The 26125-nt window shown below is 61.7% G+C and carries 10 protein-coding genes; all 10 read right to left on the bottom strand.

The genetic code is table 11. The features are described 5' to 3' along the window. Positions 1-123: 123 nt before the first annotated feature. The 10 genes from J3U88_RS12900 to J3U88_RS12855 all read right to left on the bottom strand — a co-directional run bounded on the left by J3U88_RS12900 (position 124) and on the right by J3U88_RS12855 (position 26033). Complete coding sequence (locus J3U88_RS12900; RefSeq protein ID WP_207859181.1) at positions 124-10611, bottom strand: SDR family NAD(P)-dependent oxidoreductase; 10488 nt, start codon at positions 10609-10611, stop codon at positions 124-126. A 16-nt stretch (positions 10612-10627) separates the two neighbouring features. Continuing rightward, entirely contained in the window at positions 10628-11362 is a 735-nt protein-coding gene (locus J3U88_RS12895) for an SDR family NAD(P)-dependent oxidoreductase (protein WP_207859180.1), read from the bottom strand. Between the two features lie 4 nt (positions 11363-11366). Beyond that, entirely contained in the window at positions 11367-12815 is a 1449-nt protein-coding gene (locus tag J3U88_RS12890; RefSeq protein WP_207859179.1) for an ANL family adenylate-forming protein, read from the bottom strand. Further along, positions 12812-13099: a hypothetical protein gene (locus tag J3U88_RS12885; RefSeq protein ID WP_207859178.1), complete on the bottom strand. Its 288-nt coding sequence runs from the start codon at positions 13097-13099 to the stop codon at positions 12812-12814. The genes J3U88_RS12890 and J3U88_RS12885 overlap by 4 nt, the downstream gene beginning before the upstream one ends. A 15-nt stretch (positions 13100-13114) precedes the next feature. Beyond that, on the bottom strand, positions 13115-14077 hold the full coding sequence (locus J3U88_RS12880; RefSeq protein ID WP_207859177.1) for an LnmK family bifunctional acyltransferase/decarboxylase: 963 nt from the start codon (positions 14075-14077) through the stop codon (positions 13115-13117). Next, the gene (locus J3U88_RS12875) at positions 14074-15519 is read right to left on the bottom strand and encodes a CurL C-terminal domain-containing protein (RefSeq protein WP_207859176.1); all 1446 of its coding nucleotides are present in this window, start codon (positions 15517-15519) and stop codon (positions 14074-14076) included. Before J3U88_RS12875 ends, J3U88_RS12880 begins: the two co-directional genes overlap by 4 nt. 282 nt (positions 15520-15801) lie before the next feature. Continuing rightward, positions 15802-17421: an alpha/beta fold hydrolase gene (locus J3U88_RS12870; protein WP_207859175.1), complete on the bottom strand. Its 1620-nt coding sequence runs from the start codon at positions 17419-17421 to the stop codon at positions 15802-15804. After that, positions 17411-18859, bottom strand: a complete 1449-nt coding sequence (locus J3U88_RS12865; protein WP_207859174.1) for a patatin-like phospholipase family protein — start codon at positions 18857-18859, stop codon at positions 17411-17413. Before J3U88_RS12865 ends, J3U88_RS12870 begins: the two co-directional genes overlap by 11 nt. A 47-nt stretch (positions 18860-18906) precedes the next feature. Further along, positions 18907-20532, bottom strand: a complete 1626-nt coding sequence (locus tag J3U88_RS12860) for a patatin-like phospholipase family protein (protein ID WP_207859173.1) — start codon at positions 20530-20532, stop codon at positions 18907-18909. After that, positions 20529-26033, bottom strand: a complete 5505-nt coding sequence (locus tag J3U88_RS12855; protein WP_207859172.1) for an AAA family ATPase — start codon at positions 26031-26033, stop codon at positions 20529-20531. The genes J3U88_RS12860 and J3U88_RS12855 overlap by 4 nt, the downstream gene beginning before the upstream one ends. Positions 26034-26125: the final 92 nt, after the last annotated feature.

Genomic DNA, 26125 nt, shown 5'->3' with positions numbered 1-26125 from the left:
CCTCAGCTGCTACGCCGATAGGTCGGACCCCTGTGCCGTCTCTCGGTCCTAATCTTTGTACTCACAAAGCTTTCTGCTTCTCGCGACGAATTCTTGTGAGAAAAGCGGGCTAGCCGTGACGCCTTAAGACGGCGCCTCGACGACGACGTGGCAGTTGGTGCCGTTGAAGCCGAAATTGTTGACGGCCGCGCGTTTGGGGCGTCCGGCGTGGGTTGGCCAGGGGGTGGCTTCGGTGGGAAAACGGAAGCCGGTTTCGCGTAGCGCGGGATTGACGGTTTGCACGCCGATGTTGGGCGGGATGAGGTTCCGTTCCATCGCCAGCAAGACCTTGGTGAGGGCGGCCAACCCCGATGCGGCTACGCCGTGGCCGATGTTGGGTTTCAAACAGCCCAAGGCCGGCGCGGTTCCGGTGTGGAAGTGCGTGGCCAGCGCGCCTACTTCCAGCGAATCGCCGAGCACGGTGCTGGGCCCCTGGACCTCGATGTAATCGAGATCGTGGGGATCGACGCCCGCCCGTTGGTAGACACGGCGTTGCAGCGCTGCTTGGGCCTCGGGTTTGAGGGCGAGCAGGCCGTTGCCGGTGCCGTTGCTGTTGGTGCCGGTCGCTTTGATGACGCCGCGAATGGTATCGCCGTCGGCGCGGGCACGGTCCAAGCGTTTGAGCAGCAATGCGCCGACACCTTCGCCCAAGACGACGCCGTCGGCGGCGGCGTCGAAGGTGCCGCACACGCCGCGGGCGGAGAGCAGGCCGAGCTCCGCGAGCATGATGTGGTTGTCGGCGGAGGCGGAGACATGAACGCCCGCGGCTAGGGCCGTGTCGCATTCGCCGTCGATGAGGGCGCGACAGGCGAGGTCGAGCGCGACCAGGGACGAGGCGCAGGCATTGTCGACGGCGATACAGGGTCCTTTGAGGTTGAGGTAGTAGGCGATGCGGGCGGCGGCTAACGAATGGGTGTTGCCGGTGAGGCGGCGCGCGCTCAGATCGCGGATGCGGTGGTGGTAATCACCGCCGACGACGCCTGCGAAAACGCCGCACCGCCCTTTGGCCAATTCGCGGGCGGCATACCCGGCGTTCTCCACGGCGCGCCAGGATTCCTCCAGCAGCAGACGGTGTTGGGGATCCATGAGCAGGGCCTCGGCCGGGGAAATGGAGAAGAACCGATGGTCGAAATATTCGGCGTTGGCCAGGTTGGCGCTCCAGCGTGCGCAGCGGGCGCCGTTTTCATCCACGCCCTTTTTTTGGAGGCTGTCGGGCGACCATTTGAAGGCAGGAACGGTTTCGATGAAGGCGCGACCGGCGATGAGGTTGTCGATGAAGCTGTCGGCGTCGGGTGAACCGGGATAGCGGGCGGCGATGCCGATCACGGCGACGTCGTGGCAGGGTTGCGGTGTGCGTCGGCCGGGCGGTGTGGGTTTGGGTTGGCTTGTCGCGGGTTGGGCTCGCGGGATCAGGACGATTTTGCCGGTGGTTTTGCGGGCGGCGAGCCGGTCGAGCGCGGTCGCGGCGTGGCTCACGGGAAACGTGGTTACGGCTGGGAAGTCGGGGGCGCCGGCGGCGAGGTATGCGCGCAAGGCGGCGAAAGAGGGGGCGACGGCGGGTGCGTTTTGGTCCAAAAGGCGGCGCACATCGAGCACGTGGAGCGACTGGTTGGCGACCAGGCGGGAGAGATCCAACCCGTGGGCTGCCCGCCAGGCGGTTAGCGCCAATTCCACGTAACGCCCGTTGGGAGCGAGGCAATCGAGGCCTGCCTGGATCATGGTTTCGCCGAGGCTGTTGACGACCAGATCGACACCGCGACCCGCGCGGGCGGCGCGCACCTGGTCGACAAAATCGGGGATTTGGGTTGGTATCACGGCGTCGACGCCCAGTTGCCGCAGGAAGGGTTCTTTTTCAGGTGAACCGGTGGTGCCGATGACGCGGGCGCCGGCGGCTTTGGCAAGCACGGCGGCGGTGGCGCCGACCCCGCCGGCGGCTGATTGGATCAAAACGGTTTCTCCCGCTTGAAGCTTGCCGAGCTGGAACAGGGCTTGGTGGGCGGTCAGGAAGGCGACGGGTACGGCGGCGGCGGTTGCGAACGCCAGGTGGTCGGGGATGGGGACGCTTTGCCTGGCGGGAACGTTGACGTGATCGGCGTGGCCGCCGAGTTGTGCGCCGGTTACGGCGGCGACGCGATCACCCACGGCGAATCCGGTGACGGAAGCGCCGACGGCGGTCACGGTCCCGGCGACCTCAGCGCCGGGGACGAAGGGGTAGGCGGGCATGTTGGGGTAAAGCCCCTGGAGGCACAGAAGGTCTTGGAAATTTACGCCCGAGGCGTGAACGGCCAAGCTGAGTTCATCCGGGGCGGGTTCCGCGATGGGGTGGTCTTGCCATTGGGCTTGTTCGGTGGGGATGACGCCTTGAAGCACCAAAGCCCGGGTTGTGCCGACGGCGGGTGGCGTCGTGCCGACGGCGGGTGGCGTTGCCCCGACGGCGGGTGGCGTTGCCCCGACAGGGGGTGGCGCCGTTTCTTCTGATGCTCGCACGGCTGCCTGGCGTGGTGCGGTTTTTAGGAAGACACACAGATCGGCCAAACAGGGGTGGTTGTAAACATCAATGGGGCGCAAGGACAAACCCAGTTGGGAACCGACGTCCGCGGCAAAAGCGCTGATGCGTTGGCTGGCCATGCCCATTTCAGCAAAGGGGGTTCGTTCGTTGATGTCCTCTGGCTGGAAGCCGAGCAGACGGCACAAAGCGGCGATGAGGACGGGACGCGGGTCCGGGTTTGTCGCGATAACGGGAAGCGCTTGGGCCGGATTTGGATGGGGTTTCGTGACAGCGCTTTCCGGTTGGTGCACCAATTCTTCCGGGTGGAACCAGCAGCGGCGAGGGTGGAGCACTACGCCGGGGATGGGCAGCGGTCGCGGCGGTGTCGGGTACAGGGCCTGCCAGTCGATGGGTTCGCCCGCGAGCCAGCGTGCGGCAAGGTCGTGGCGCGGTTGGTGCGCGTCGGTTGGCGGCACGGCGGGGCGCATGGCGCTAGGTGTTGGGTTCGCCAGGTAGGCCTTTAGTTGTCCGTGCAAAAGGTCTCGGTTTTCGGCGATGATCGCCACGCGCGCCGATTGGGGATCGCGGCCGACCTGGGCGGTGTAACAAAGCCGGGTCAGATCCAGGTCCGGCTGCTTTTCGAGCAACGCGCACCATCGGCGCACGGTGGTTTCCAAATCGGTGCTGTCGCGCGCGGACAGCACCAAAATGCGGTCGGCGATCACGCGCTCACTCGGGGTCGGCCGTGTCTCGCGCCACCCGTCCACGATGAGGTGGGCGTTGGAACCGCCCGCGCCGAAGGACGAAACGGCACCGCGACGGGGCCGCCCGTCGGCGGGTTCCGGCCAGGATGTGGTTTGGTTTTGAAGCCGGAAGGGGGAATCTTCCCAGTTGATGTCGGGATTGGGGGGATCGGCGTGGAGGGTCGGCCACAGGCGTTCGGACTCAAGTTGTAGCAGCATTTTGGTGAGTTGGGAGATGCCGGAAGCGGCCTCAAGATGGCCGATATTGGATTTCACGCTGCCGACGGAACAGAAGCCGCTTTTGTTGGTGAAGCGGCGGAAGGCGTCGCCGAGGGCGTCGAACTCGACGGCGTCGCCCAGCAGCGAACCGTTGGCGGCAAGGTCGACGGTGTCGATGGTTTCGGGGTTGATGTGGGCGCGGGTCAGCACATCGGCAATGAGCGCGCTTTGGCCGGCGCCGGAGGGCGTGTGAAAGCCATTGGTGCGACCGCCGTGGTTGACCCCGCTTGCCTTGATGACGCCAAAAATGCGGTCCCCGTCGGCCAAGGCGCGCGACAGGGGTTTGAGCAACACGGCGCCGACCCCTTCGCCGGGCAACATGCCGTCGCCCTGTCCCAAGCTGCGCGACCTGGGTCCCGAGCCGAGAAAGGCCAACTCGGTGAGGCCCGCGAACTTGGCGGCGTGGAGGCTGAGGTTCACGCCGCCGGCGAAGGCCATGGCACAGCGACCTTGTTGCAGGGCGTCACAGGCCAAATGGACGGCGGTGAGGGATGCGGAACAGGCGGTATCCACGGCGATACTGGGTCCGCGCAGGTCGAAGAAATGCGAGACGTGGTTGGCGACGGCGTTAAAGGCGTTGAGCGAGGCGGCGGCAAAAGCGGGTGATTCGGGGCGGGCGAGCTGGGCGTAATGGAGGTACATAGAACCGACAAAAACGCCGACGGGGCCGGCTTCCCGTTGAAACCGTTTGAGGCGGCCGGCGGGGTAAGCGGCTGATTCCGCGGTGCGCAGCACGATCTCCAAAAAGAGCCGGGCCTGTGGGTCGAGGGTACGCGCGTCCTTGGGGGCGATGCGGAAATACAGCGGATCGAACTGGTCGACCCCGTCGAGAAAGCCGCCCCAGGCGGCGGCGGGCAGGTTGCGGTCCGCGGGTGGCCGGGTAATGCAGTTGCGGCCTTGGGCCAAATTGTCGCGAAACTGTTCGAGATCGGCGGCCAAGGGATAACGACCGGCAAGGCCGATGACGGCAATGGGGTCGCGCTCCGCGGCGGACCGGCCGTGCGGTTTGAAGCCGGCCGGTTCGGCGGGGGATTGCAACGGTGGTTGGTCCGTTGCCGCGACGGATGGTGTCGGCCGGTTTGTTTGGAACCAGGCCGCCAGTTGGTTGAGCGTGCGATGGCGGAAAAGCAGCGTGGCCGGGAGTTCGCCGTAATCGGCGCGCAGGGATTCGACAATCTCCAGGGAAATCAACGAATCAATCCCGAACTCTTCAAAGTCGGCGTCGGGGTCAAGGTCGGTTTCACTGCAATTGAGCGCGGCAGCGAACACCTTGAGCAACAGCGGGCGCGGTTGCTCGGTGTCGGCTTGGGCCAAGGCGCTTGCTTCGATGGCTTCCGCCTGCGCCGAGGCGCTGCCGTCCTCCTCGCGGAGGTGGTTGTCCACGGCCTCGCCACGGTGTTCCAGCAACCAGTCGGTCACTTCGTTTATGGATCGGTTGCGGAACAGCAAGGTGGTGGGAAGTTCTCCGAACACCTGGCTGAGGCGGTCGACGACGTCTAGGGAGATCAGCGAATCAATCCCAAAGGCTTCAAAATCGGTTTCGGGATCGAGTTCGCCGGGCTGGGCGTCGACGGCGGCGGCAAAGGTCTGGATCAAAATGCTTTGACAGCGGGCACGGCGACCTTGGCCGGCCGCTGATTTGGGTCGTGTGACGGGTGCCGGCGGCGCTTGAGTGATAGGGGCACGCGGGGTAACCTGATTCGGTGATTCGTTGCTTGGTCGGGACACGGCGGTGCCCCGAACGATGCCGTCGCTGGTGCCGGTAATCAAACTATGTCCGGCGAACCCGCCGCCTTGGTCGCACAGATCGCGGCTATGAATGTCGGCAAACCCGCACCGCGTCAAAACCCCGGCCCAGCCGGCGGCATCCAACAGCGGCGAATCGGGCAAACGCAGGGCGCCGTCACGGAAGGCCCACCAACCGCTGGTTAAGCCGAAGGTCAGCGAATGGTAGAACTCGGTATGGGTCAGTTCGTTGAGGAGCACGGCGCCGCCCGGTTTAAGCAGGGACTTGATGTGCAGGAGGGCGCGTTCGACCTCGGCGGTGGCGTGGACGACGTTGGTGGCCAGCACCAAATCAAACGCGCCGGCTGTGAAACCCTGATCGCTTGGTGCTTTTTCCACGTTGAGGATTTGGGTGCGGACAAAAGGGTAATCGCCGGCAAAGCGCTGTTCGGCGCGGTGCAGAAAATGCGGTGAGATGTCGGTAAAGACGTAGGTGAGCGCGACTTGGGGCAACAGCGGCAACACGGCGGCGGCGGTGGCCCCGGTGCCGGCTCCCACTTCCAAAATGCGGAAGGGGCCGGCGGGGTGTTCCGCGACCAGGTCGGCGACGGCGCGGGCCACGATCTGATTGGCGGCCTGGGTGACGGGGTGGTCGCGGTAGACGGGCGCGACCAAATCGAACGAGCCGCCGGGAAACAACACGGCGCGATGATCGCGGCGGCCGGTTAGCACGGGTACAAAATCGGCGAGGCACGCGTCGCGCAAGGGCAGCAAGAACGCGATCTCGGCTAGGGTTTCGGGCGCGGATCGATGCGGCTGTTCGGCCCGTTGCCGCGCGGCCTGGATGTGGGGGAACAAGGCGCGGAAAAGTTTTTGGTAGGCGGGAACCACGCCGAGGGTGCGCGCGGCCGCCTCGGGATCGTCGGGGAGCGCGGCGATTTCCGGGAGGGCGGCGATGCGCGCCAAGGTCTGTTGATCGAGGGCCCGCGCGGCCTGGATAAAAGGAGCGATCCCGGCGTGCAAGCGGCCGTCACCGAAGCGGAGTTGCCGCGGCGGCAGGGTTTCGTCGCCGGCCGCGGTGAACTGCACGGGTTGGTTTTGGACGCCGAGTCGTTCGGTCAGGGGTGGACGCCCGCCGAACACAAAAACCTGTTGGATCGGCAGGGAACAGACGCGTTCGAGGGCGGCCATGCCGGTATGGCGATTAAGCGGTTGGTGGCCCTCGCGGCTCAAGCGCGCGGCGTTTTCCTCGCCGGCGACTGAACCGACGTCGCCCCAGTAACCCCAATTGATGATCCGTTTCACGGCGTCGCTGAAATAGGGCAGGGCGCGCACGTAGGCGTCCTGGTAGGCGCAGCCGGCGCTGTAATTGGCCTGGCCGGGGGGCGCGAGGCGGGCGTTAATCGAACTGTAAAAGAGGAGGTGACGCAGCGGTTGTTGTTGCAAGACGTCGCAGAAGACGCGGGTGCCCAGCGTTTTTACGCGGAAGGCGCGTGTAAATTGTTCGGGGGTCTGGTTGGCGAGCACGGCGTCGGCAAGGGTTAGCGCTGAAAAAATCGCGCCTTCAATGGGACCGAAACGGGCGACGGTTGCGGCGACGGCGGCGCTCATGGATTCGGAATCACACAGGTCGGCCTGCAGGTAAAACACCTGGCCGCCGCGGGTGCGGACGCGTTCCATTTGGTCGCGAATGGCCGCGTCCTCGGCGCGACGGCCGATCCAGGCGAGCCGGGCCTCGGCGCGTTCGGCCAAAAACACACTGGTTTCGAAGCCCAAGCCACCGGTGCCGCCCGCGATCAGCCAAACGCCGCCGCGGCTGAACGGTTGGGGCCGCGGCGTGCCACCCTCCAGCGGGTAGAGAGCGCGTTGCCAAGCGGCGCCGCGGCGCAGGTAAAGCGGTTCCGCGTCGGTGGGTTCGGCGTCGCGAAGGGTGGTGAGCAGGCTAGGGTCGGGATCTTCGCCGTTGATATCGAAACATTGGATCCGATGGCGCGGTTGCTCGCGGTGCAGCGAACGGGCCAAGGCGAAAAGCGCGGCGCCGTCGGGATGGACTTGGTCTTCGCCGAGGAGGTGTTCGGTTCGGTTGGTAACCAGGGTGAGCAGCACGGGCCGGGTGCGTGCGGCCAGGGCGCGAAACAGCGGCAACCCAATCAGTTCGCCGTTGTCCGGGATCAGGTCGCCGGCGGCGCCCAAGGCGAGGCACACAATGCGGTCCGCGCTTTGGACGCTCGGGTGGGCGGCGTCCTCGGTGGTGGTGACCGCGTCTCGGGGGAAGGTGGCGGCCAGGGCGGTGCAGAAGCGGGCGGCGCCCGCCGCGTCGGGGTTCAGGTTGACGAGGAGCACCTGCTCCGCGACGGGGTTCGCCCGCAACTTGACTTGGCGGCGTTCCCAGCGCGGTACGTGGAACAGGGTGGCCAAGGGGTCTCGGCCCGGCCGTCCCACATAATGGCGGATGGCGACGCAAACCTGCCCGGCGGGATCGGTGATGGTGACCGCGAACTGATGGTCGTTTAGGCGCCGGACCTGGGCGTAACATTCGGGCGGCGGTGGCGCGAAAAAGACGGCGTCTTCAAGGGAAAGCGGGAAAAAGGGGCGGCCCTCGGTTTGGCTGAGAAAAACACAGACTTGAAAGGCGGCGTCCAAAATACCGGGCGAGCAGGGTGACCAGTCGGCACACTGGTAGGCGGGCACGGAGATGCGGCCGAGCGCGCGCGCATCGTCCAGCCCCACGGCTTGCAGGCCTTGGAAGGTGGGGCCGTAGTTGAGACCGATGTCGTTGAGGTGCCGTTGGATCGCGGCTGCGTCGAGAATTTTGGGGTAATCTTCTAGGCGTGGCACGGCGGTGGACGGCGCGGCTTGCGCCCAGTCGGTTGTGAGCCGACCCGCGACGCTGCGACCGCCGCCGTCGTCCTCGAGGGCAAATGACCAGCCGTTTTCGGTCGGTGTGAGGATTAGAGCGATGTCGCGGTCGCCGGAATCACAGAACAGTGGACTGTGCCACTGGAGGTGACTGACGGCGAAGGGGCGGCGGTAACCCAAGTGTTGCAGGGCGGCGGCACAGGCGGAAAGATGAACGGCGCCGGCGACACAGGCGCGACCGCCGACGCGGTGGTCGTCGAGCCAAGCGTTTGTCGGGGAAAGGGTTGTGTGGAAAATCCGTTGTTCCCCGGTGTTTGGTGCCGGTTTGCCGAGCAGTGGATGGGCGGTGGCTGATGTCGGTTGCAGCAGCGGAAAGCGTTTGCCGCCAAAGCGGTAACTAGGCAGGGAAACGCGCCGCGGCGGGGTTGCGTACAGCCGCCGCCAATCCAGGTTCACGCCTTGACACCATTGGCCGGCGAGCGTCTGCAAATCGCGTTGCTCGAGTAATGTTTCGATCTCGGTGGTGAATTCGTTCGAGACGTTGTTGTCCGTGCCGGGCTCGGCAAGGGCGTCACGGAGTTCTGCGAGCGTGTGGGCGATCCAACAGCGGCGGTGGGCAAGCGGGGCGCGCCCGGTTTGCAGGGTGAAAGCGACCTCGGCCGGGTCAAGCGTTGGATGGTCGCCGAGGTAGGCGGCCAAGCTTTGAATCGCCCGCTCGAGGGCGGGTGCGTCGGCGGCCGAAAGCGGGAACACAAAAGGTCCCGCCGGTGGGGGGCCGGCGGGCGTGATGTGCTCTTCCAGGATGAAATGGGTGTTGCTACCGCCGGCACCGAAGGCGCTGAGCCCGGCGCGGCGCGGCGTCGCGCCTGATTCGTCTGGGGCGGGCCAAGGTTGGCAATCTTGCTGCACCCGGAAGGGGACTTGGTCGAATGGGATCTTGGGATTGAGGGTTTCGGCAAAAAGCGACGGTACCAAGGTGCGGTGTTTCATCTGCAACAGCACCTTGATTAAGCCGGGCAAGGCGGCGGCCGATTCCAAATGACCGATGTTGCCTTTGACGGAACCGAGGGCGACGGTGCCGGGTAGGCGATCCGATCCGGCGCGGGTGTAGGCCATATCGAGCCCGCGGATTTCAATGGGGTCACCCAGCGGGGTGCCGGTGCCGTGGGCTTCGACGTAGGAAATCGCGCTGGGCGGCACACCGGCGCGCTTGAGGGCTTCTTCGACCAAGTCGGCTTGAGCCAGCGGGTTGGGCGCGGTGAAACCGTTGGTTTTACCGTCCGAGTTGAGTGCCCAGCCGCGGATGATCCCGTAAATGGGGTCGCCGTCCGCGCGCGCTTGGGCCAGCGGTTTGAGCAGCACGGCGGCCACACCTTCGCTGAACAGGGTGCCGTCGGCGTCGGCACTGAACGGGCGGCAACGTCCGCTCGGCGACAGCATGCGCATGCCCGCGTACTGCACGAAGCGGCTGGGGTGCAGGAACAAATTCACGCCGCCGACGACCGCCGTGCCGCAGGTCCCGGCACGCAACATGTCACAGGCGAGGGCCAGGCAGGTGCCCGCCGAGGAACAGGCGCTGTCGAGGGCCAGGGACGGGCCGTTTAAGTTGAAGAAGTAACTGACGCGGTTGGCGACTTGGTAATAGTCCGCGTTGCGGTAGGCGCCGCGGCCTTGGAGCGCGGCCTGGTTGGCGAACATGCCGTAGTCGGCGGCGTTGAGTCCGACCAAAACGGCGGTGTCGCGCGGTACCTCGCGCGGGTTGATGCCGGCGTCCTCGAACAGGCCCCAAACGGTTTCCAAAAAAAGCCGCTGCTGGGGATCGGTGAGGGCCACTTCCTTGGGTGACATCTTAAAAAACGCGGCGTCGAAGCGGTCGAAGCCTTCGATGAAGCCACCGTGACGGCAATAGCCTTTGCCGTCGGCGCCGTCGGGGTCGAAGTAACGGGCCACGTCCCAGCGGTTGGGGGGAATGGTGGAAATGCTGCACACGCCGTCGCGCAGGTTGCGCCAAAACGTATCCAGGTCGCGGGCGCCCGGTAAATCGGCTTTGATGCCGATGACGGCCACGGCGTGGTCGGGTGGCTCGGTCGTGCTTGTGCCGACCGCGACGGTTGGGGCCGGTGTCGGTTCGGGCGATGGTTTGGCCGTTGTGGGTTCAGCTTCCCGCGTTGGCTCAGGGTTTATTTCGGCAGGTTCGGTTGGTTGCGGTTCTGTCGCGGCATCGCGCTGAAACACATCGGGATAGGTTTCGGCGAGGTACCGCGCCAACCCGCTCAGGTTGGGGTATTCAAACAGGAGCGACGGCGGCAGCGGGCCGAAGGACGCTTCCAAACCCAACACGATCTCTTGGTTGATCATGGAGTTGACGCCCATCAGGAAAAACGGCGTGTCGGGATCCAGGCTGTTCCCGTCCATGCCCAGCTTTGTGCCGATCAGTGTGCGCAACAGCGCCTCGGCCGATTGAAGCCAATCTGTCATCCCAGGACCCCTTTGTTCAGCAGGTAAGGCCGCCGTCGACGACCAAGACTTGACCGGTCATGAAGGCGGCGTCCTCCGACAACAAAAACCGCAGCAGGCCGAGCACGTCCTCGACCCGGCCGAGGCGGCCGAGCGGCGTGCGCCGTTCGATTTGGCGCCGTTGCTTTGGATCCAAACCCTCGGTCATATCGGTTTCGATGAAACCGGGGGCAATGCAGTTGACGCGAATGCCGCGGCTGCCGAGTTCGCGGGCCAAGGAGCGGGTAAACCCCTCCAGCGCGGCCTTGGTGGCGCTGTAAACGGCGGTGCCTTTGTAACCGCGCGAGCCGAGAATGGAACCAATATTAATAATGTTACCGGCGGAATGGGCCAGCATGTTGCGCGAAACCAACTGGGTGAGCACCATGCAGGCGGTGAGGTTGATGGTCAGGGTGCGTTCGACCGCCTCGGGTGAGGTGAGCGGGAACAGCTGCTCCAAGCTGACGGCCGCGTTGTTGACCAGGGCGTCGATGCGCCCGTGATCCGCGATCATGCGTTTGACAAAATGGGTGACGGCATCGGTATCGGTCGCGTCCAGCGCTTCCCATACGAGGCGTTCGCCGAACGCGTCGCCGAGGCGCTTGAGGTCGTCGGACGCGCGGCGGGAGAAGGTGATCACGCGGTGGCCGTGTTCCAGGCTGTCCGCCACCATGGCGGCACCCAGGCCGCGGCTGCCCCCGCTGATTAAGATGGTTTTCTGGTTTGCGAACATGGCGTTACCTCGCGACACTGCCGGTTTTTTTTAAGCGATCCCCCATCAAGCCCTCGCGGGCGATGTGAATCAGTAGGGGGACTTTGTAGGGTTCGAGGCGGTGACGGCAAAATTCGGCCACGCGCTGTTGGAGTTCGCGCCGGTCTTCCTGCTGTTGCAGTTCCAGGGTGGCGGCGACGATCCAACCGGTCACCGCGCTTTTTTTGCCCCAGACCAGGGCGTCGGAAACGTTGGGGATTTCGCGCAGGACCGACTCCACCTCAAACGGGTTCACCTTCTCGCCGGCCACGTTGATAATGCGGTTGCTGCGCCCTTTGATGCGCAACAACCCGTCGCGGCGCTCGACCAAGTCGCCGGTGTTGTACCAGCCGTCGGCGTCGAAGGGGTTGGGCGCGTTCAAATAACCGAGCATGGTGTCGTTGCGTTTGAGCCACAGGACGCCGTCCACGATTTTGAATTGGGTGCGACCGGTGATTTGGAACCAGGTTGAATCCGTGTCACCCGGCCGCGTTTCGAGCACGCCCAGTTCGGTCAAGCCGTATTTTTGGAGAAACCGCACGTTCGGCAAACGGCGGCGCGCCTGTTCCAGCAGGGCGGGCGGCATGGGTTCCGAGCCGTAGGCGATCAACCGCAGGCTGGAGAGATCGTGGTTGCGGTCGGCGCGGCTGATGAGGATCATGTTCAGAAAGGTCGCGGTGGTCGGCAGCAGTGTGACGCGGTGGGTTTCAATCAGCCGGCACACCGCCTCGGGGGTGCGCGGACAGCCCAAGATCAAGGTGCCGCCGCCGTGGAGCAGCCGAAACAAGGTATCCAAACCGCCGATGTGGTCCAGTTTGAGAAAGGCGGGTGTGCGCAAGCCGGGCCGTTGGTTGGTTCTGTCGCCGATAAGTTTGTCGCCGATGGGCTTGTCGCCGATGGGCTTATCGCCGATGGGCTTATCGCCGATGGGCTTATCGCCGATGGGCTTATCGCCGATGGGCTTATCGCCGTAACGATCCACCAAACGATCAAAACGGTGCAGCGCGGCTTTGACCTTACCGCCGGTTCCCGACGAAAATACGATTAATCCGGCCTGTCCCGTTTCCTGCAAATCTTTGATTAAGCTGGGTTTGTCACGGGGCGTAAGGCGCTGCAAACCCGCTTCGTCAGCACGGGTAAACAGCCAATCGGCACAGGCTTCGGTCAACCGTTCGGCCCGGGTTTCGCGGCCGTCGGCGGGTAAGGGCACGGCGATGTTGCCCCGCCGCAGCAAGGCCAACAGGAGCATCAAGGTGGCGGTGGTCTCCTCGCAAACCAAAGCAACCACGGCGTCGGGCGCAACGGCGCAACGCAGTAACAGCGCTTCCATCGCATCGACCCGCGCGCGTAGGTCGGCGTAGCCGGTTGTGCGCGCGGCTTCAATCAGACAATCGCCGCGCTCCAGGGCAAAGAGGCGTTGGAAAAAAGCGCTCATGGCGCCTGGCCCGCGGCCTTGTTACATGCATCTTGGTAAACGCGGTAGAGTTCGCCGACGGTGTGGACCTCTTGAAGGGACACACCGGCGGCGAAGGGATCGACGCCCAACTCGATTTCCAGGAGCGCGATGAGTTGGGCCACATCCAGCGAGGCAAAACCCAAATCGGCCATGACCTGGTGCCCTTCCTCAAGAGGAACCGGCGGTAAACCCCGTTGCTGCTGAATGCTTTGCAACACGGAATCGATGCGTTCACGGGTTTTGGAGGCGACGGACAGGCTCATGGTTTTCTCCTTGGTTCAGGGCAATGCGGCGGCGAGCAGGCGCCGACAATCATTGGCCAAATCGCGATGTGAGATGGGGAATGACCACAGTTTGCGGGTCTTGGCCAGCGCCAGCAAGGCGTGGTCGCTCACGCGCACCATTTCGAACTGGGTTTCCAGGCAGCAGACGGGGATTTGGGTCGTGGGCAAACCCTCGCCGGGGGGATCGGTGCGCCGGACTTTGAGCACCACGCGCAGTTGATCACCGGCGAAACAGTTGGCGTAATAGAAAATTTGCCGTTCCTGCAGTTTCAAATGGGCAAATGCGGCGGTTGGTATCCCTTGCCGCGGGATGCGCGCGAACAGGGTGCGTTCGGCGCGGTTCATCATTTCACCGAACTTGGCGAACATCATCGCTTGACCGGGCGCGGCGTCCACGTCGGGAATGACGGCGAGTTCCACCATTTCCTCGCGTTCCCGGCCCCCGTATTCGCCAAATCCTTCTAAACGAACCTGTTGGGCGCGGTTGATCGCCTCGGGTGGGCGCACGACCTTGGGCAGGGCGACGATGGTTTCCGGGTTGGGTGCTGAAACCGTGCCCTTGGCGGCGTCCACGACCATTAAATTGTTGCCCGCCATGCTCGGTAAGGCGCTCGTGTCCCAGTCGGCGGGATCGTCGGGGATTTGGCCCGGCGGGGCCAGCAGGTAACGGGATTCGAGCAGGGTTTCGCCGAAGCGCTGGATGTCGACGGCGACCTCGACCTTGTCCCACAGCTCGAAATCACTGAGATCGCATCCCGGCGGCACCACCAGATGGGTATGAAAATAGGCGGGGTACAGAATACGGCCTTGGCGATCCAGAATGGCGCTGGGTTTGTTGGCCAAACCCTCCGTGAGGGCCGTGCTGTGGGCGCTGCCGAAGAGCACCATCAGCGCGTATTCGTTGAGGGTGCCCAGGCCGACGTGGCTCATGGTGAGTTGCAGGGTTTGACGGTTCACGGCGCACCCCCGCTTGGCGCGGCGACACCCATGCGGGTCAGCTTGCGCGCCAAACTGTTCACGGTCGGTTCCTCAAACAGATGGTGGGGCGAAATGCCGGTGTCAAAGCGCTCGTACACTTCTTTGCTCAGTTGCAGCATGAACAGCGAGTCCGCGCCCAGGCGGGTGATGTTGTCGTGGGGATCGAGTTGGTCCAGCTTGAGCAAACGGCTGCAGATGGCGACGAGTCGGCGCTCCAGGTTTTCGAGGTCGGGGTCGTTGCCGCGGGCGGGCTGTGCTGCCGGCGTCGGCGTTGGTTCCTGTGCGGCCGGCGCGGTGACTTCCGGTGGCGGCTTTTGCTGCATGAGGGATAACAAAAATGCCGCCTCTGCTTCCGTCAGTTTGGCGAGGATGTTGTCCAGCATGGCGGTAGCCGTGGGTGCGCGCGGTGGCGGGGTTTCGGCCTCGGCGGGCGTTTGCCGCGCGGGCGGTTCGTCCTCAATCCAAAAGCGGTCGCCTTGAAAGGGATAAGCCGGCAGCGGCACGCGCCGGCGCGGTTGATCGTGCAAGCGGCGCCAATCCGGTTCAATGCCCGCGAGGTAGAGCTTGCCGAGCAGGGTGATCAGATGGTGGTCGATGTCGGTTACGGTGCCGGGGGTTGAGAAACAGGCAAGCGAGGTTGGTTTCACCGCGGTGCCGTTAAGCCGAGCGCGCGGCGCGGGATCGCCGAACACACAGCGAATCGCCGGGGTGTGAAAAAGGGGACCGGTCACCGTTTGTTCGCTGCTTTCGCGGGCCAGGTGCTGCCAAAAAGCCGGGTTACGGGCTTGGTCGGCTTCGACACGTTGGCCTTGGTAGCCCAGGTAAAGTGGTCGTTCCGGGGCATCCAACTGCAGGTCGACGGTTTGGCCCGCGGCCAGTTTGCCCGCGGTTTCTATGGAAAAGACGCCGCTCAAAATCCCCGCCGCCCAAACGCCTTCGCCATAACCCATCACCGCATCGGGTTCGAGACCCCAGTTGCGAAAACGGCGCGCGGTCACAATCGCCGCCCAGAGTTCGCGTCGATCAGGTTCGCGTGCTTCGGGTTCATCGGTCTCGGCCTGGATTAGTCGTCGCCAATCGGCGTCCGAGAGGGTCAGGGTCGGCGGGCAAACCCAATGCAGTTGCGGTCGTTGCGCGGGGGTCTCGGCAGTCAGCCAATTCGGTTCCGCTTTTTGCCGGTCGGAGGCGGTGGGATCGGCCGGCACCACGCGGAAGGCGCGGTGGTCAAAATGCTCACGGCCGACCTGAAGGGTAAAAGCTATATCGGCGGCTGCCTGGTTCGGATGGTTTTGACGATGCCGCCTCAGGTTGTGCTGCATGCGTTGCAATGCATCGCCGTCGGCCGCGGAAAGCACCCATAACTGGGGCGCTTCACGATTGGGGGGAGGTGGTTTGGGAGACGCGGTTTTCGGTTCGGTCATAGGTTCTTCCGCCATGGTGCCATAAAGGTTCGAGGGCCGGTTTCGGTTTTTAAGGAATCTTGTGAAAAACCATTAAAAAAAACACGGGAGGAATCGATTTATTTTTGATGCGATCGGGTGTCGGCAATCGTGTTGAATAACAGTGTAAGTTGTAAGCGTGGAATGGTTTGTATGCTATCAAAAGGGAGGGTGGGCGTCAACGCGTCCGGTCGCGGCGTGCGCCCCGGTCGCTGTTCGGCGCGGTGGTTTGGGGCCGCTTCCGGCGGCGCTGCTTGGTTTGGGTTACAGGGCCTCCAGTTGTTGCCGAACAACCGCGGCAACTTCATCAATATGGGGTGTTTCCATCATGCTCAGGTGATTCCCGGAGATGGGGTAGAACGCAACGGGTTCGGTGAAAATTTCGCGCCAGCCGTTGGGATTGACCCATTGATCGATCCATTGCTGGTCCGGCGTGGCCAGGACCGCGACGCGGCCGCCGCGAAAGGGTTGTGGCCGGTAACTTAGGATTGCGCTGATGTGGGCCAGGTAGACTTGTTGGGTCGGGTTGAAACCCTGTGTTTTTATCCTGATTCGTTCTTCGTAGGGTAGAAAGGATGTGATAAAGGTCTCGCGGTAGTCGACCAGGTACTTTTGTAAGTATTCCGGGCTCCAGACCTGACCGGCGAAATGCATCGAAATGGGGAGGGTGCCGCCGATCATCAACAGCATTTCGGTTTGTTCGCCCATGCCTTGTAACAGGCGGGCGATTTCCAGCGAGATCCAGGCGCCCAACGAATAACCCACCAGGCGATACGGGCCGCGGGCTTGTTTGGCTCGAATGTGTTTGAGGTAGAGGGCGGCGAGCGCCTCGATGTTGTCCAGCGGTTTTTCGCCGGTATCGAGGCCGCGCGCTTGGAGGGCGAAACAGGGTTGGTCCTCGGGCAACAGATTCGCCAGTTTATGGAATTGAAAGGCGGAACCGAGCAGCGCATGCACACAAAAAAGCGGGGGCCGGTTGCCCTCGGCGCGAAGGGTGATCAGTGGGGAATGGGGGGAATCGGGTCCGGGTTGAGGTTGTTGCCACGCGCCGCCGCCCGGGGTTTGGTTGCCCTCGGTGGGGTTCGCCCACGGCATGCCCGCCGCAAAGCCGGTTTGTTGGAAACGGTTGAGCAGTTGTTGCCAGTAGGCCAAAAAGGCGGCCGGCGCACCGGTGAAGGGCAAGCCGCCCATATCCGGGGTGGGCGGTGGTTGAAAACCGGGTGATCCAAACCAAGCGGAAAAGGGGTTGGCTTGCCCACCGGGAACATTTGGGAAAAACGGCATAGGAAAGGGGAAGGGTCCGTTTTGACCCTGCCAGGGTGTTGCACCAGGTGGTTGGAAACCCTGCATCCATTGGAAGGGATTAAAGCCGGACGGCGGCTGAACGCCTTGGGCGAAGGGATTGCCCTGGCTGATCCAGGATTGGAAGAGGTTGGGGTTGGTAAAAAACGACCAAGGCGGCGGTGGTTGGGAACCGTGGGGTGGCCGGCCTTGGTGTGGGTCGTGGCCGTGGGACCCGCCTTGGTGACCCTGGGAATTGCCTTGGTGGGTATGGGGTCCGGCTCCCTGGGTGGTGCGCCCGCTTTGGGCCCCGGGAGGCTCGGCCTGTTGTTGGGCCGAGGCGCGAGCATGTCCCGAGACCGGCTCGTTTGGCGGCGGGTTTTCCGACTTTTGTGTCGGTTCATCGGTTTTGGCGCCGGTCGCCGCCGGGCCGCCGAAAAACGAAGGGTCCTCGGTCGCATCCAAAAAAGCGCCCAAATCGCGGATGAGGGCGTCGCCCGGATTCTCCGCGCCGGAACCCGACAGAGACGCCTTGAGCCGTTTGCGCAACGCCTGGGCTAACTGATCCTTGGCTGATTTTTCGCGGTTGTCGTTATGACTCATGGGGCGCCTCGTTGTTGGCTTGTTGGTTTTGCGCGGTATGCATTAACTGGGCATCGTTCCAACCCCGTTCCAAGAGCCAGGTGACCGCGTTTTCGTAAACCTCGGGTGGGATCAGGCTGGATTGTTCCTCGATGGCGCGCAGGTAGAGTCGGCGACAAGAAGGGATGCGGGCCAAATAGGTGGCGGGAATCACCGGGGGTACGGGGAACCCGATGACCTCGGGATCCAGGCGGAAAAAGCGGTCGGCGTCGCCCAGCAGCCTGCCGGCGGTGGTGCTGATGTATTTGGTATTGGGATCGTACATGAGTTGCATGAACGGCGGGGTGAAAAAGGCTTGCAAGATGTTGGTGGGCAGCAGCGAAAAAGGGACGATGCCGTAGTTGTAATCGGCCGCGTGGTAGCCGGGTACCCGAGAGCCGACGCCGACGGAAAACAGCTCGATTTTGCGCAGCAAGTTCAAGCGGTCGTAGCGGTAGCGGGTGGTTTCGGCGATTTGGCTGATCAGGTGGAGGGTCTCATCGGAGGCGCTGCCCATGGTGTCGCTGTCGTCCTCGCTTCCGGGCGAATCGACCTTTTCGAGGAGTTGGCTCAGTTTGAGCAGCAGGTTCTGGTAATCGGTTGGGTCGTAGCCGGATTCGTAACCGGCTTCAAGCAGGTGTTGCCAACCTTTTAGCAGGGCCGGTACCTCCTTAATCACCTCATCCAAGGAGATCGTGCCCTCGTAATAATCTTTTAAAAGCGTGCGGGTCCGGTTGCGCAGCTTTTTGGCGGCGTCTTCCAGAGACACCAACTCCGGGGGCTTGTCCACAATTTCGGCCAAGGCGCTAATCGCGGGCGACATGGCGGTCATGCCGCCGTCGGTCAGGAATCCGCGAATCGGGCGCAGGGTCGAGGGGCTGACCGCGCCGTAGGCGACGTCGCGCACCAATTTATTCTCGTCGACAATCGTTATCTTATCCGACGGGAAGTTGCGCCAAATACGGGTTTCCCAGGTGTTGGGGCCCTTGTGCGCGCCCATCGCAAAGGTGGTGATCAGCACTCTTTGTTTGAGATCGCCCATGCGCATGTTGCCGAAATACTGGTCCATGATCTTGTCCATGTCGGCGCCGCCGGACCAGGCCGTCATGCCGTAAAGGCTCAGCATTCGGTTGAGGGGGTCCTGTTTGTTGGAATACAAATTCTCATTAAAGAAGAGGGCTTCCAGTTCACCCGACATAATGAAGCGGCGCGGCTCTTCTTCCTTGGCAAGCAGAAGTGAAATCAGCGCGCCGATGGAGGTGCCCGCGAAGATATCGGTGCAACCGCGCGCGAGAAAGTTGGGGAGGCGGTGGCATAAATTGCGCAGCATGATGGCCGTGCAGTAGCCGTAGATGCCGCCACCGTCAAAGGTCACCAGGCGGATGCGGTTGGCGGGGTTGAGTTTGATGCGTGGACTCATAAACAATCACCTGAAAAAGAAGGTCGGTCACGTGGACGGTTGTCGGTTTATGGATGGGGGAGTGGCTCGCACCAGTTGTGTGCCGTTAACCACTGAACCGCCGCTTGGATTTCCTCGGGTTTCACGCCGCTGTTGAACTGGTCCCGAATGGATTTGAGGTAATACTCTTTGAGGAAATCAAAACGCGCCATGTAGGTTGCCGGGATGACCGAGGGCACCGGGAAGCCGACCACCTGGGGATTGAGTCGGAAGTAGCGGTCGTCGGGGAGGAACAGGCTCGCCATGTAACTGATGTCGTTGGTGGTGGGGCTGTAAAGGAGGTTGAAGGTGGGCGGCGCGTAACATTTTTGGGTGATGTTGGTGGGGAGTGTCATGAAGGGCAGCCAGCCGAAATTAAAATTCTCGGTAAAGTACCCGGGGGTTTGCTGGCCGACACCCAAGGAAAACATCTCGATCCGGTTGAGGCGTTGAATGCCGGCCAACTCGGTTACTTGGCGGGCCATGTCGTTGATGTTGCCCTTGAGGGAGTGGGTTGCGTGGTGGAACAAATCGGGAATCAGGTTTTGGATGGTGGCCTCGAGATCATCCAGGGAAACCGTTTTGAGGCGTTTCAACAAATCAACCAATCGTGTCAGCCCTTGTTCCAGGCCGGTCATGGCGGTCTCTAGTTGTGTCAATTTCTCGGCGGGGAAATCGCGGTGCTTGGCCAAGGCGCGAATCAAGGCGAGCTCGTTTTCAAACTCCCGTTGCACCCGGGTCGCGTCGCTGCCCGACTTGCCCACGTTCTGTTCCATGACCGCCACCAACTCTTGGATTTGGACTAGGTCGGTTTTTTCGACCAGGTTTGCTTGATGGAGCTCCTCCAGGTGTTGGTTGTTGAGCTTGGGGGGGCTGCTGTTCACGCCTTTCATCAGATTGGCGATGGAAAAGTCCTTGGGCGGGTTGGCAAAAAGTTTGAGCAGCTCTTCCAAACGCGTGAGGCATTTTGCCACCGCCATGGTCACCTTGGCGCTGTTGCCGAGGGGGCTGTCGATGACCTGGGCCAAGGAAGAGAGGTCGGGCGACATGGCGGTCATGCCGCCGTCCGAGAGCCAATTCTGCACGGGCCGCAAGGTCGCCGGGCTGACCGCGCCGAAGGCCACATCTTTGACCAGCCAGTCGCTGTCGCCCACGTAATCGTGGGTTTCACTGGGGAAGTTGCGGAAAATGCGTTCAAACCACTGGTTTTCCCCGCTGCTGTTGCCGTAGCTAAAGGTGGTGATCAGCACGCGATTGTTGAGTTCGCCCAACTTCATGTCGCCAAAGTGCGCATCGAGGAATGCATTCATATCGGCTTGACCGGACCAGGCGGTGATGCCCCAAAAACTCAACCAGCCGTCAATGGGGTTGAGGCGGTTGCTGTAGAGCAACGAGTTATGAAAAATGTTCTCGAGTTCCCCGGACATAATCAGATCGCGGGGCGTCTCCTCTTTCGCCAAAAGAAAGGAGATCAGGGAGCCGATGGAGGTGCCCGCGAAGGCAGACACCGTTTGTTTGCCGAGAAAGCCGCTGTCTTTTTCACACAGTTGGCGCAGCATGATGGCGGTGAAGTAGCCGAGGATCCCCCCGCCGTCGAAACACATGAGTCGGATGTTCTGGTTGACCGGGAAGGGGGGCAGTTTGGTGGCGCTCATGACATACCTCGCTGAGCCGGCGCGTCCTGTGGCGTCGCGGCGGTTTGGGGTGACGCATCGTCGGGTTTCCATTGGGTCTTCACCGGCAGCAATACGCGAAACAGCGTTCTGCCCGGCTCGGATTCCAGTTCAATGCGGCCGTGGTGGTTGTTGACGATTTTGTGACAGATGGAGAGGCCGAGCCCCGTGCCGACGCCGCGTGGTTTGGTGGTGAAATAAGGCTCGAAAATGCGTTCGCGGATTTCTTGCGGGATACCGCCGCCTGAATCCTGAATTTCGACCGCAATCCAGTCCGCGTCGTGGCGGTGCAGGTTGATGGTCAGGTCGCCCTTGCCTTTCATGGCCTGCACCCCGTTGTAAATGATGTTGGTCCAAACCTGGTTGAGTTGTTCGGCATAACCGTGGGTGGTGGGAATCTCCTGATAACGGCGGTGGACCTGTACCTCGCGCATTTTGCCCTTGAGGATGACCAAGGTGTTTTCCAAATCCTCGCGGATGTTCATTTCGGAGAGGACCTCGGAGTCCAAACGGGAATAGGAGCGCAGGGCTTTGATCAGTTTGACGATGCGGTCGATGGACAGCTTGATGTCGCGCACGTGAATGTGGGTCATGCCCATCAGGAAGAAGGTGTGCACGATGCGGTCACTACTGGCGTGGCGCAGGAGCGGCAACAGGTGGGGGATGTCGCCCGTGTCCAAGCCGACCCCGGCCAGATCCTTGGCGAAGGCACGGGCGTTGTCGATTTCGTTCTTTTTTAGTTCTTTACGGATTTCGGTTGAGACCGCGCGCGTTTCCGCGGTAGCCCGTTCCTGGGTGCTGAACTTCATGACTTTGCGGCTGAGCGTAATCAGGTGCTCCTGTTCGGTTTCGTCGAGTTGCGGCAGGAACGCCATCATGTTTTCGAACCAGTCGGTGTTTTGTCGGCCGATTTCGTCGATGCCCGCGACAATGGCGCTGGCGGGCGTGTTGACCTGGTGGGCGATGCCCGCCACCAACTGACCGAGGGCCGCCATTTTCTCCGATTGAACCAATTGGACCTGGGTGTTTTTGAGGTCGGTCAGGGTGTTGCTGAGTTCGCGGTTGGCGGTTTCGAGTTCCGCCGTTCGTTCGCGCACTTTTTGTTCCATGTCCTGGTACATGGTGGCGTTCTCAAAGGAAATGGCCAGTTGGGAGGCAATGATTTTCAGGGTTTGCATGCGGTCCGGGGTGAAGGCGTCGGGAACCAGGTTGTTCTCCAGGTAAATCGCGGCCGTCAATTCGCCCAAATGGAAAACCGGGATACACAACAGTGATCGGATCTTCCGTTGCCGGATGTAGGCGTCCTTGGTGTACTCGCCGACGTTGATTGCGTCCGCCAAATTGACCAATTTCCCGGTTCTGACCACGAAGTTCACCAGGGTCTCGCAGAGTTCGTCGCCCGTGTCGATGGGCTGGGCGTCCACCATGTGGACCCCGTCTTCCACCGAACCCTTGGCCTGAATGAACATGCGTTGGCGTCGGTATACCAGGAACAGACCCCGTTGCGCGCCCGCGTTTTCCAGCACAAATTTCAAAAGGGTGGCCAGCAGTTTCTCAAGCACGATTTCCCCGCTCATGGCCTGGGAAATTTTGAGAATCGAGTGGACGTCTAAGGCGCCCGGTGAACCCGAGGAGGTCGAACCCTTGTGGTCGCCGATGCGGCCGTGCATGATGCCCGGGAAAGCTTCCTGGAGCAGGAGCGCTTTGCGGGAGGCGCCCCAGTGGAAATACCAGTTCACCGCCTCGCGGATGTAGGTGATGCTGATGGTGTCGCGTCCGTACGCACCGTGGAATCGTCCGGCCAACTCTTGGGCCAGCGCCGCGTGTTGGGGGAAGTTGTCCTTTTTGGCCGCGGCGATGGCTTTGTCGTAGCGATCCATCGCGGTGAGTTGATCGTCATTCACGCGCGCCGTTTCGGCTTCCACCAGAAACAACATCGCGCGGTAGTTGGCGGGGCTTTTTTCCGTCCAAACCCGCAACTTCTCGGTATGGTCCGCCAGTAAAGCGCGGTATTCGGCGCGGCGTTGTTCGTCCACTTGGTCGTAGTGGCCCGTGATCGCGAGCGCGTAATAAAAGCTGTGGTAGGTAATGATGAAAAACCCGGTGTTGGCGGCAAGCATGGTTTCGGAAGCCGCCGCCGTTTTGACGGCTTCCTCGTGGAACCCGTACAACAGGAGGAGTTGGGTTTTGAGGATGCAGTGCCAGCTAAGCGCGGGAATAAAGTTGGTTTCTTGGAAAAAGGCGAGTGCCTTTTTTTCGCTGTAACGCTCGTCGCTCAAGCCCGCCACCGTGAGGGTTCGCCCCTCCAGGTTGCGCAACACCTGACCTTGCATGATCAGGGTTTGCGCGATGTTTTCCATGTTGAACTTGTTCATCAGATCAATGAACTTTTTGAGGTTGCCGTCAATCGCATCAAAGGGCAACCCCAACAAATACTGGGAGAAAATCTGGTAAATCATCGCCCAGGCGCCCCAAATTAATTCACCGCTTTCGAAGTTGGCTTGAATGGCGATGTCGTAAATTTCCAGATTTCCTTTGAGCCGGTTGGTGTAGGGATTGACGATGTGCCCGAAAATGTTGTGGATTTTGCCCTGGAGCGCGCGCTGGGGGAATTGTTTGTTGAGCGCGATGGAAATGGCGCCCATTTCTTCAATTTGGCTGTAATCACCGGCCGCGCCCAAGCGCATGGCATAGGACATGTACGCGAAGCAGGTTGACGCGCAATTGCCGTGGTCAAGGGTGATTTCCATCATGATGAACAGGGTGTAATCCATCAGGGCGAAGTTGCCGGTGAGGTAACATCCCGTCCATAAATCAATCAGGAAACTGAAACAGGTTTTGAGGTTGTTGTCCTTGAGCTCCGCCGCGTTCAGAAGCTGTTCTCGGTTCGTTTCGCGGATCCGCCGCGCGATGGTCGCAAACCCGCGTTCGTTGGCTTCTGCCAATGAGGCGTCGTCGGGAACGGTGATCCCGTACAGCGCAATGGCCTGCTTGCCCAGGGCCACGCTTTGGGGATAGTTGCCGTTGGCGTAGTTGACACGTATTTGCACGGCAAAAAGAAACGCTTTCTCCGGGGTGGTGGTTACATTGCCAAACGCCTGCTGGAAGGTTTTCTCGGAGGCCTCGAACTCGCCGGTCAAGCCCTGACATTCGATGCAGCCTGCCGAGAGTTCAAACATCAGGTCGTGGTGACTGTGCCAGTGGGTATCGGACAACAGGGACAAACCCGCGACGAAGTATTCGCGGGCGGGTAGGTAGGCGGTTGCGTCCTTGGCTTTTTTGCCCGCTTCAAGGTTAAAGGTTGCCACACGGACCTTTTCCGCGTCCTCGGTGATTTGGTGGCGGCCTTGGTTGAAGTGGTTGACCAGGTCGAACAGCCGCGTGTTGTCACCGTCTGAGGCTTTGTACATCAGTCGCGCGATGCGCAGGTGAACCGCCGGTCGGGCTTCCTCCTCGATCAAGGAATAAGCGGCTTGTTGCACCCGGTCATGCAAAAACCGGTAGCGCTGTCCGATGGAAAGAATCAGGCCTTCTTCCAAGGCGGGCCACAAACGATCCAAGATCACCGGATGATCCAGTTCACAGATGACGGCCGTGAGCTCGAGGTTGATTTCGCTGTCCAAGCAGGCGGCCAGTTTTAGGGTTTCCCGGGTGGTTTCCGGCAAGCGCTTGATCTTGTCCACCATCAACTCCACCACATTGCTGGTAATGGCGACCTGGCGCAATTGGCGCGCTTCCCACAGCCAGCGGCCGGTTTCGTAGTCAAAATGGATCAGGTCGCGCTCGTGGAGGGTGCCCAATAGCTGGACCACAAAAAAGGGATTGCCGCGCGTTTTTTCCAACAAGACGTCGACCAGGGAGGCCGCATCCGCCGGGGTGCTGGAAAAACTGTCGGTAATCATGTAGGTCAAATCATGGCGTTCCAGCGGCTTGAGTTCGATTTCGCGAATTTGCGTGGTGGACACCTTTTTGATGTCGTTGAGGGTGACCACCAGGGGATGCGAGGGGCTGACCTCGTTGTCGCGATAGGTTCCGATCAGCAACAGGTGGTGGCTGGTGGGGTCGGTGGCGAAAAATTTCAGCAGTTTGAGCGTCGCCGTATCGGCCCATTGCAGGTCGTCCAGAAAAATCACCAGCGGGTGGCTTTCCTTGGGGAAAACAGCCGCGAAATTCTGAAAAACCAACTGGAAGCGGTTACCCGCCTCGGCCGGTGCCAGTTCGGCGACCTCGGGTTGTGGACCGATAATGAGTTCCAACATGGGGACCACGTCGACGATAATGCGCGCGTTGTTGCCCAGTGCCGCCAGAATTTGTTCGCGCCAGGCGTCAATGCGTTCGCGCGATTCGGTGAGGATTTGCTGAATCAATTCCTGAAAGGCGTTGATTAGCGCGGAAAAGGGGATGTCCCGCTGGAGTTGGTCGAACTTACCTTTGATGAAGTAGCCGTTTTTGAGCACGATGGGTTTGCGTACTTCGTTCACCAACACCGATTTACCGATGCCGGAGTACCCGCTGACCAGCACCAGCTCGGTACGACCCGCCGCCGCGTTTTCAAAACCCGCCAGCAGTTGGGCCGTCTCCGTTTCGCGACCGTACAGTTTTTGGGAGAGTTCGAACTTGTTGGAGACATCGCCCTCACCCAGGGTGAAATCCGGGATGGTACCCATGTCTTTGATTAAGTCGAGGCATTTTTTGAGGTCCAACCCCAGGCCAAATGCGCTGCGGTAACGGTCCTCCGCATTTTTCGCCATCAACTTGAGCACGATCTGTGACAATACCTTGGGCAAATGGGGATTGCGCTGATGGGGCGGCTCCGGTTCGTGGGCCAGGTGGCAATGGACCATGTGCGAGGGGTCGTCGGTTTCGAAGGGCAGGCGACGGGTGAACATTTCGTAGAGCGTGACCCCGAGCGAGTAAAGATCCGTGCGGTAGTCAATCATGCGGTTCATGCGGCCCGTTTGTTCCGGCGAGCAATAGGCAAGGGTGCTTTCGAGCTGGGTGGGCGCCTTGATTTCCTCGTGCTCGCGGGGCAGCTTGCTCGCCATGCCGAGATCGCAAATTTTGGTTTGACCCGTCTCGGGGTTGTGGAGCACGTTGGCGGGTTTTAGGTCCTTGTGGATGAGCCCTTTGCCGTGGATGCCCGCCAGCCCGCGCGCCATCTTGTAAGCGATTTCAAGCAGGAGCTGGAGCGGTTGGTCGTGGTTGTGGATGAACTGATCCAGCGGAACACCGCCGAAATCTTCCTTAACCAAGGCCGGCCGGTTTTCGACCTGCTCGAGGGCGTAGACTTTTTGAACGCTTTCCAGATCGAGTTCTTTTGAAAGCGCGAACTCGCGTCGGTAGCGTTCCGCTTCACTTTTATCCGGCAGCTCGGAACGGGGCATCTTCACGATCACCGGACGCCCTTCGTCTTGCCAGGCGCCCTGGTAAATCACCGTTTTCGCGCTTTCGAATACCTTCTTTTTTAATTCCAACCGCGGCACAAGATGCTCCAAAAAGAGGGATTGATCCAAAGGTGTGTGTGTTCCCTTGGTTTCGGGCCGGCGGGGTTCACCGACGGGTTTGGCACAAACCC

Origin of the sequence: Acanthopleuribacter pedis, from assembly GCF_017377855.1 — a bacterium.
GTDB classification, from domain to species: Bacteria; Acidobacteriota; Holophagae; order Acanthopleuribacterales; family Acanthopleuribacteraceae; genus Acanthopleuribacter; species Acanthopleuribacter pedis.
Note: the sequence above shows the minus strand (reverse complement) of the source record. Positions and strands in the feature narration are given on the sequence as shown.

What these genes read in the sequence shown, in the direction of transcription:
- J3U88_RS12900 (WP_207859181.1), bottom strand. Translation starts at nt 10,611, where the DNA reads ATGACAGATTGGCTTCAATCGGCCGAGGCGCTGTTGCGCACACTGATC.
- J3U88_RS12895 (WP_207859180.1), bottom strand. Translation starts at nt 11,362, where the DNA reads ATGTTCGCAAACCAGAAAACCATCTTAATCAGCGGGGGCAGCCGCGGC.
- J3U88_RS12890 (WP_207859179.1), bottom strand. Translation starts at nt 12,815, where the DNA reads ATGAGCGCTTTTTTCCAACGCCTCTTTGCCCTGGAGCGCGGCGATTGT.
- J3U88_RS12885 (WP_207859178.1), bottom strand. Translation starts at nt 13,099, where the DNA reads ATGAGCCTGTCCGTCGCCTCCAAAACCCGTGAACGCATCGATTCCGTG.
- J3U88_RS12875 (WP_207859176.1), bottom strand. Translation starts at nt 15,519, where the DNA reads ATGACCGAACCGAAAACCGCGTCTCCCAAACCACCTCCCCCCAATCGT.
- J3U88_RS12870 (WP_207859175.1), bottom strand. Translation starts at nt 17,421, where the DNA reads ATGAGTCATAACGACAACCGCGAAAAATCAGCCAAGGATCAGTTAGCC.
- J3U88_RS12865 (WP_207859174.1), bottom strand. Translation starts at nt 18,859, where the DNA reads ATGAGTCCACGCATCAAACTCAACCCCGCCAACCGCATCCGCCTGGTG.
- J3U88_RS12860 (WP_207859173.1), bottom strand. Translation starts at nt 20,532, where the DNA reads ATGAGCGCCACCAAACTGCCCCCCTTCCCGGTCAACCAGAACATCCGA.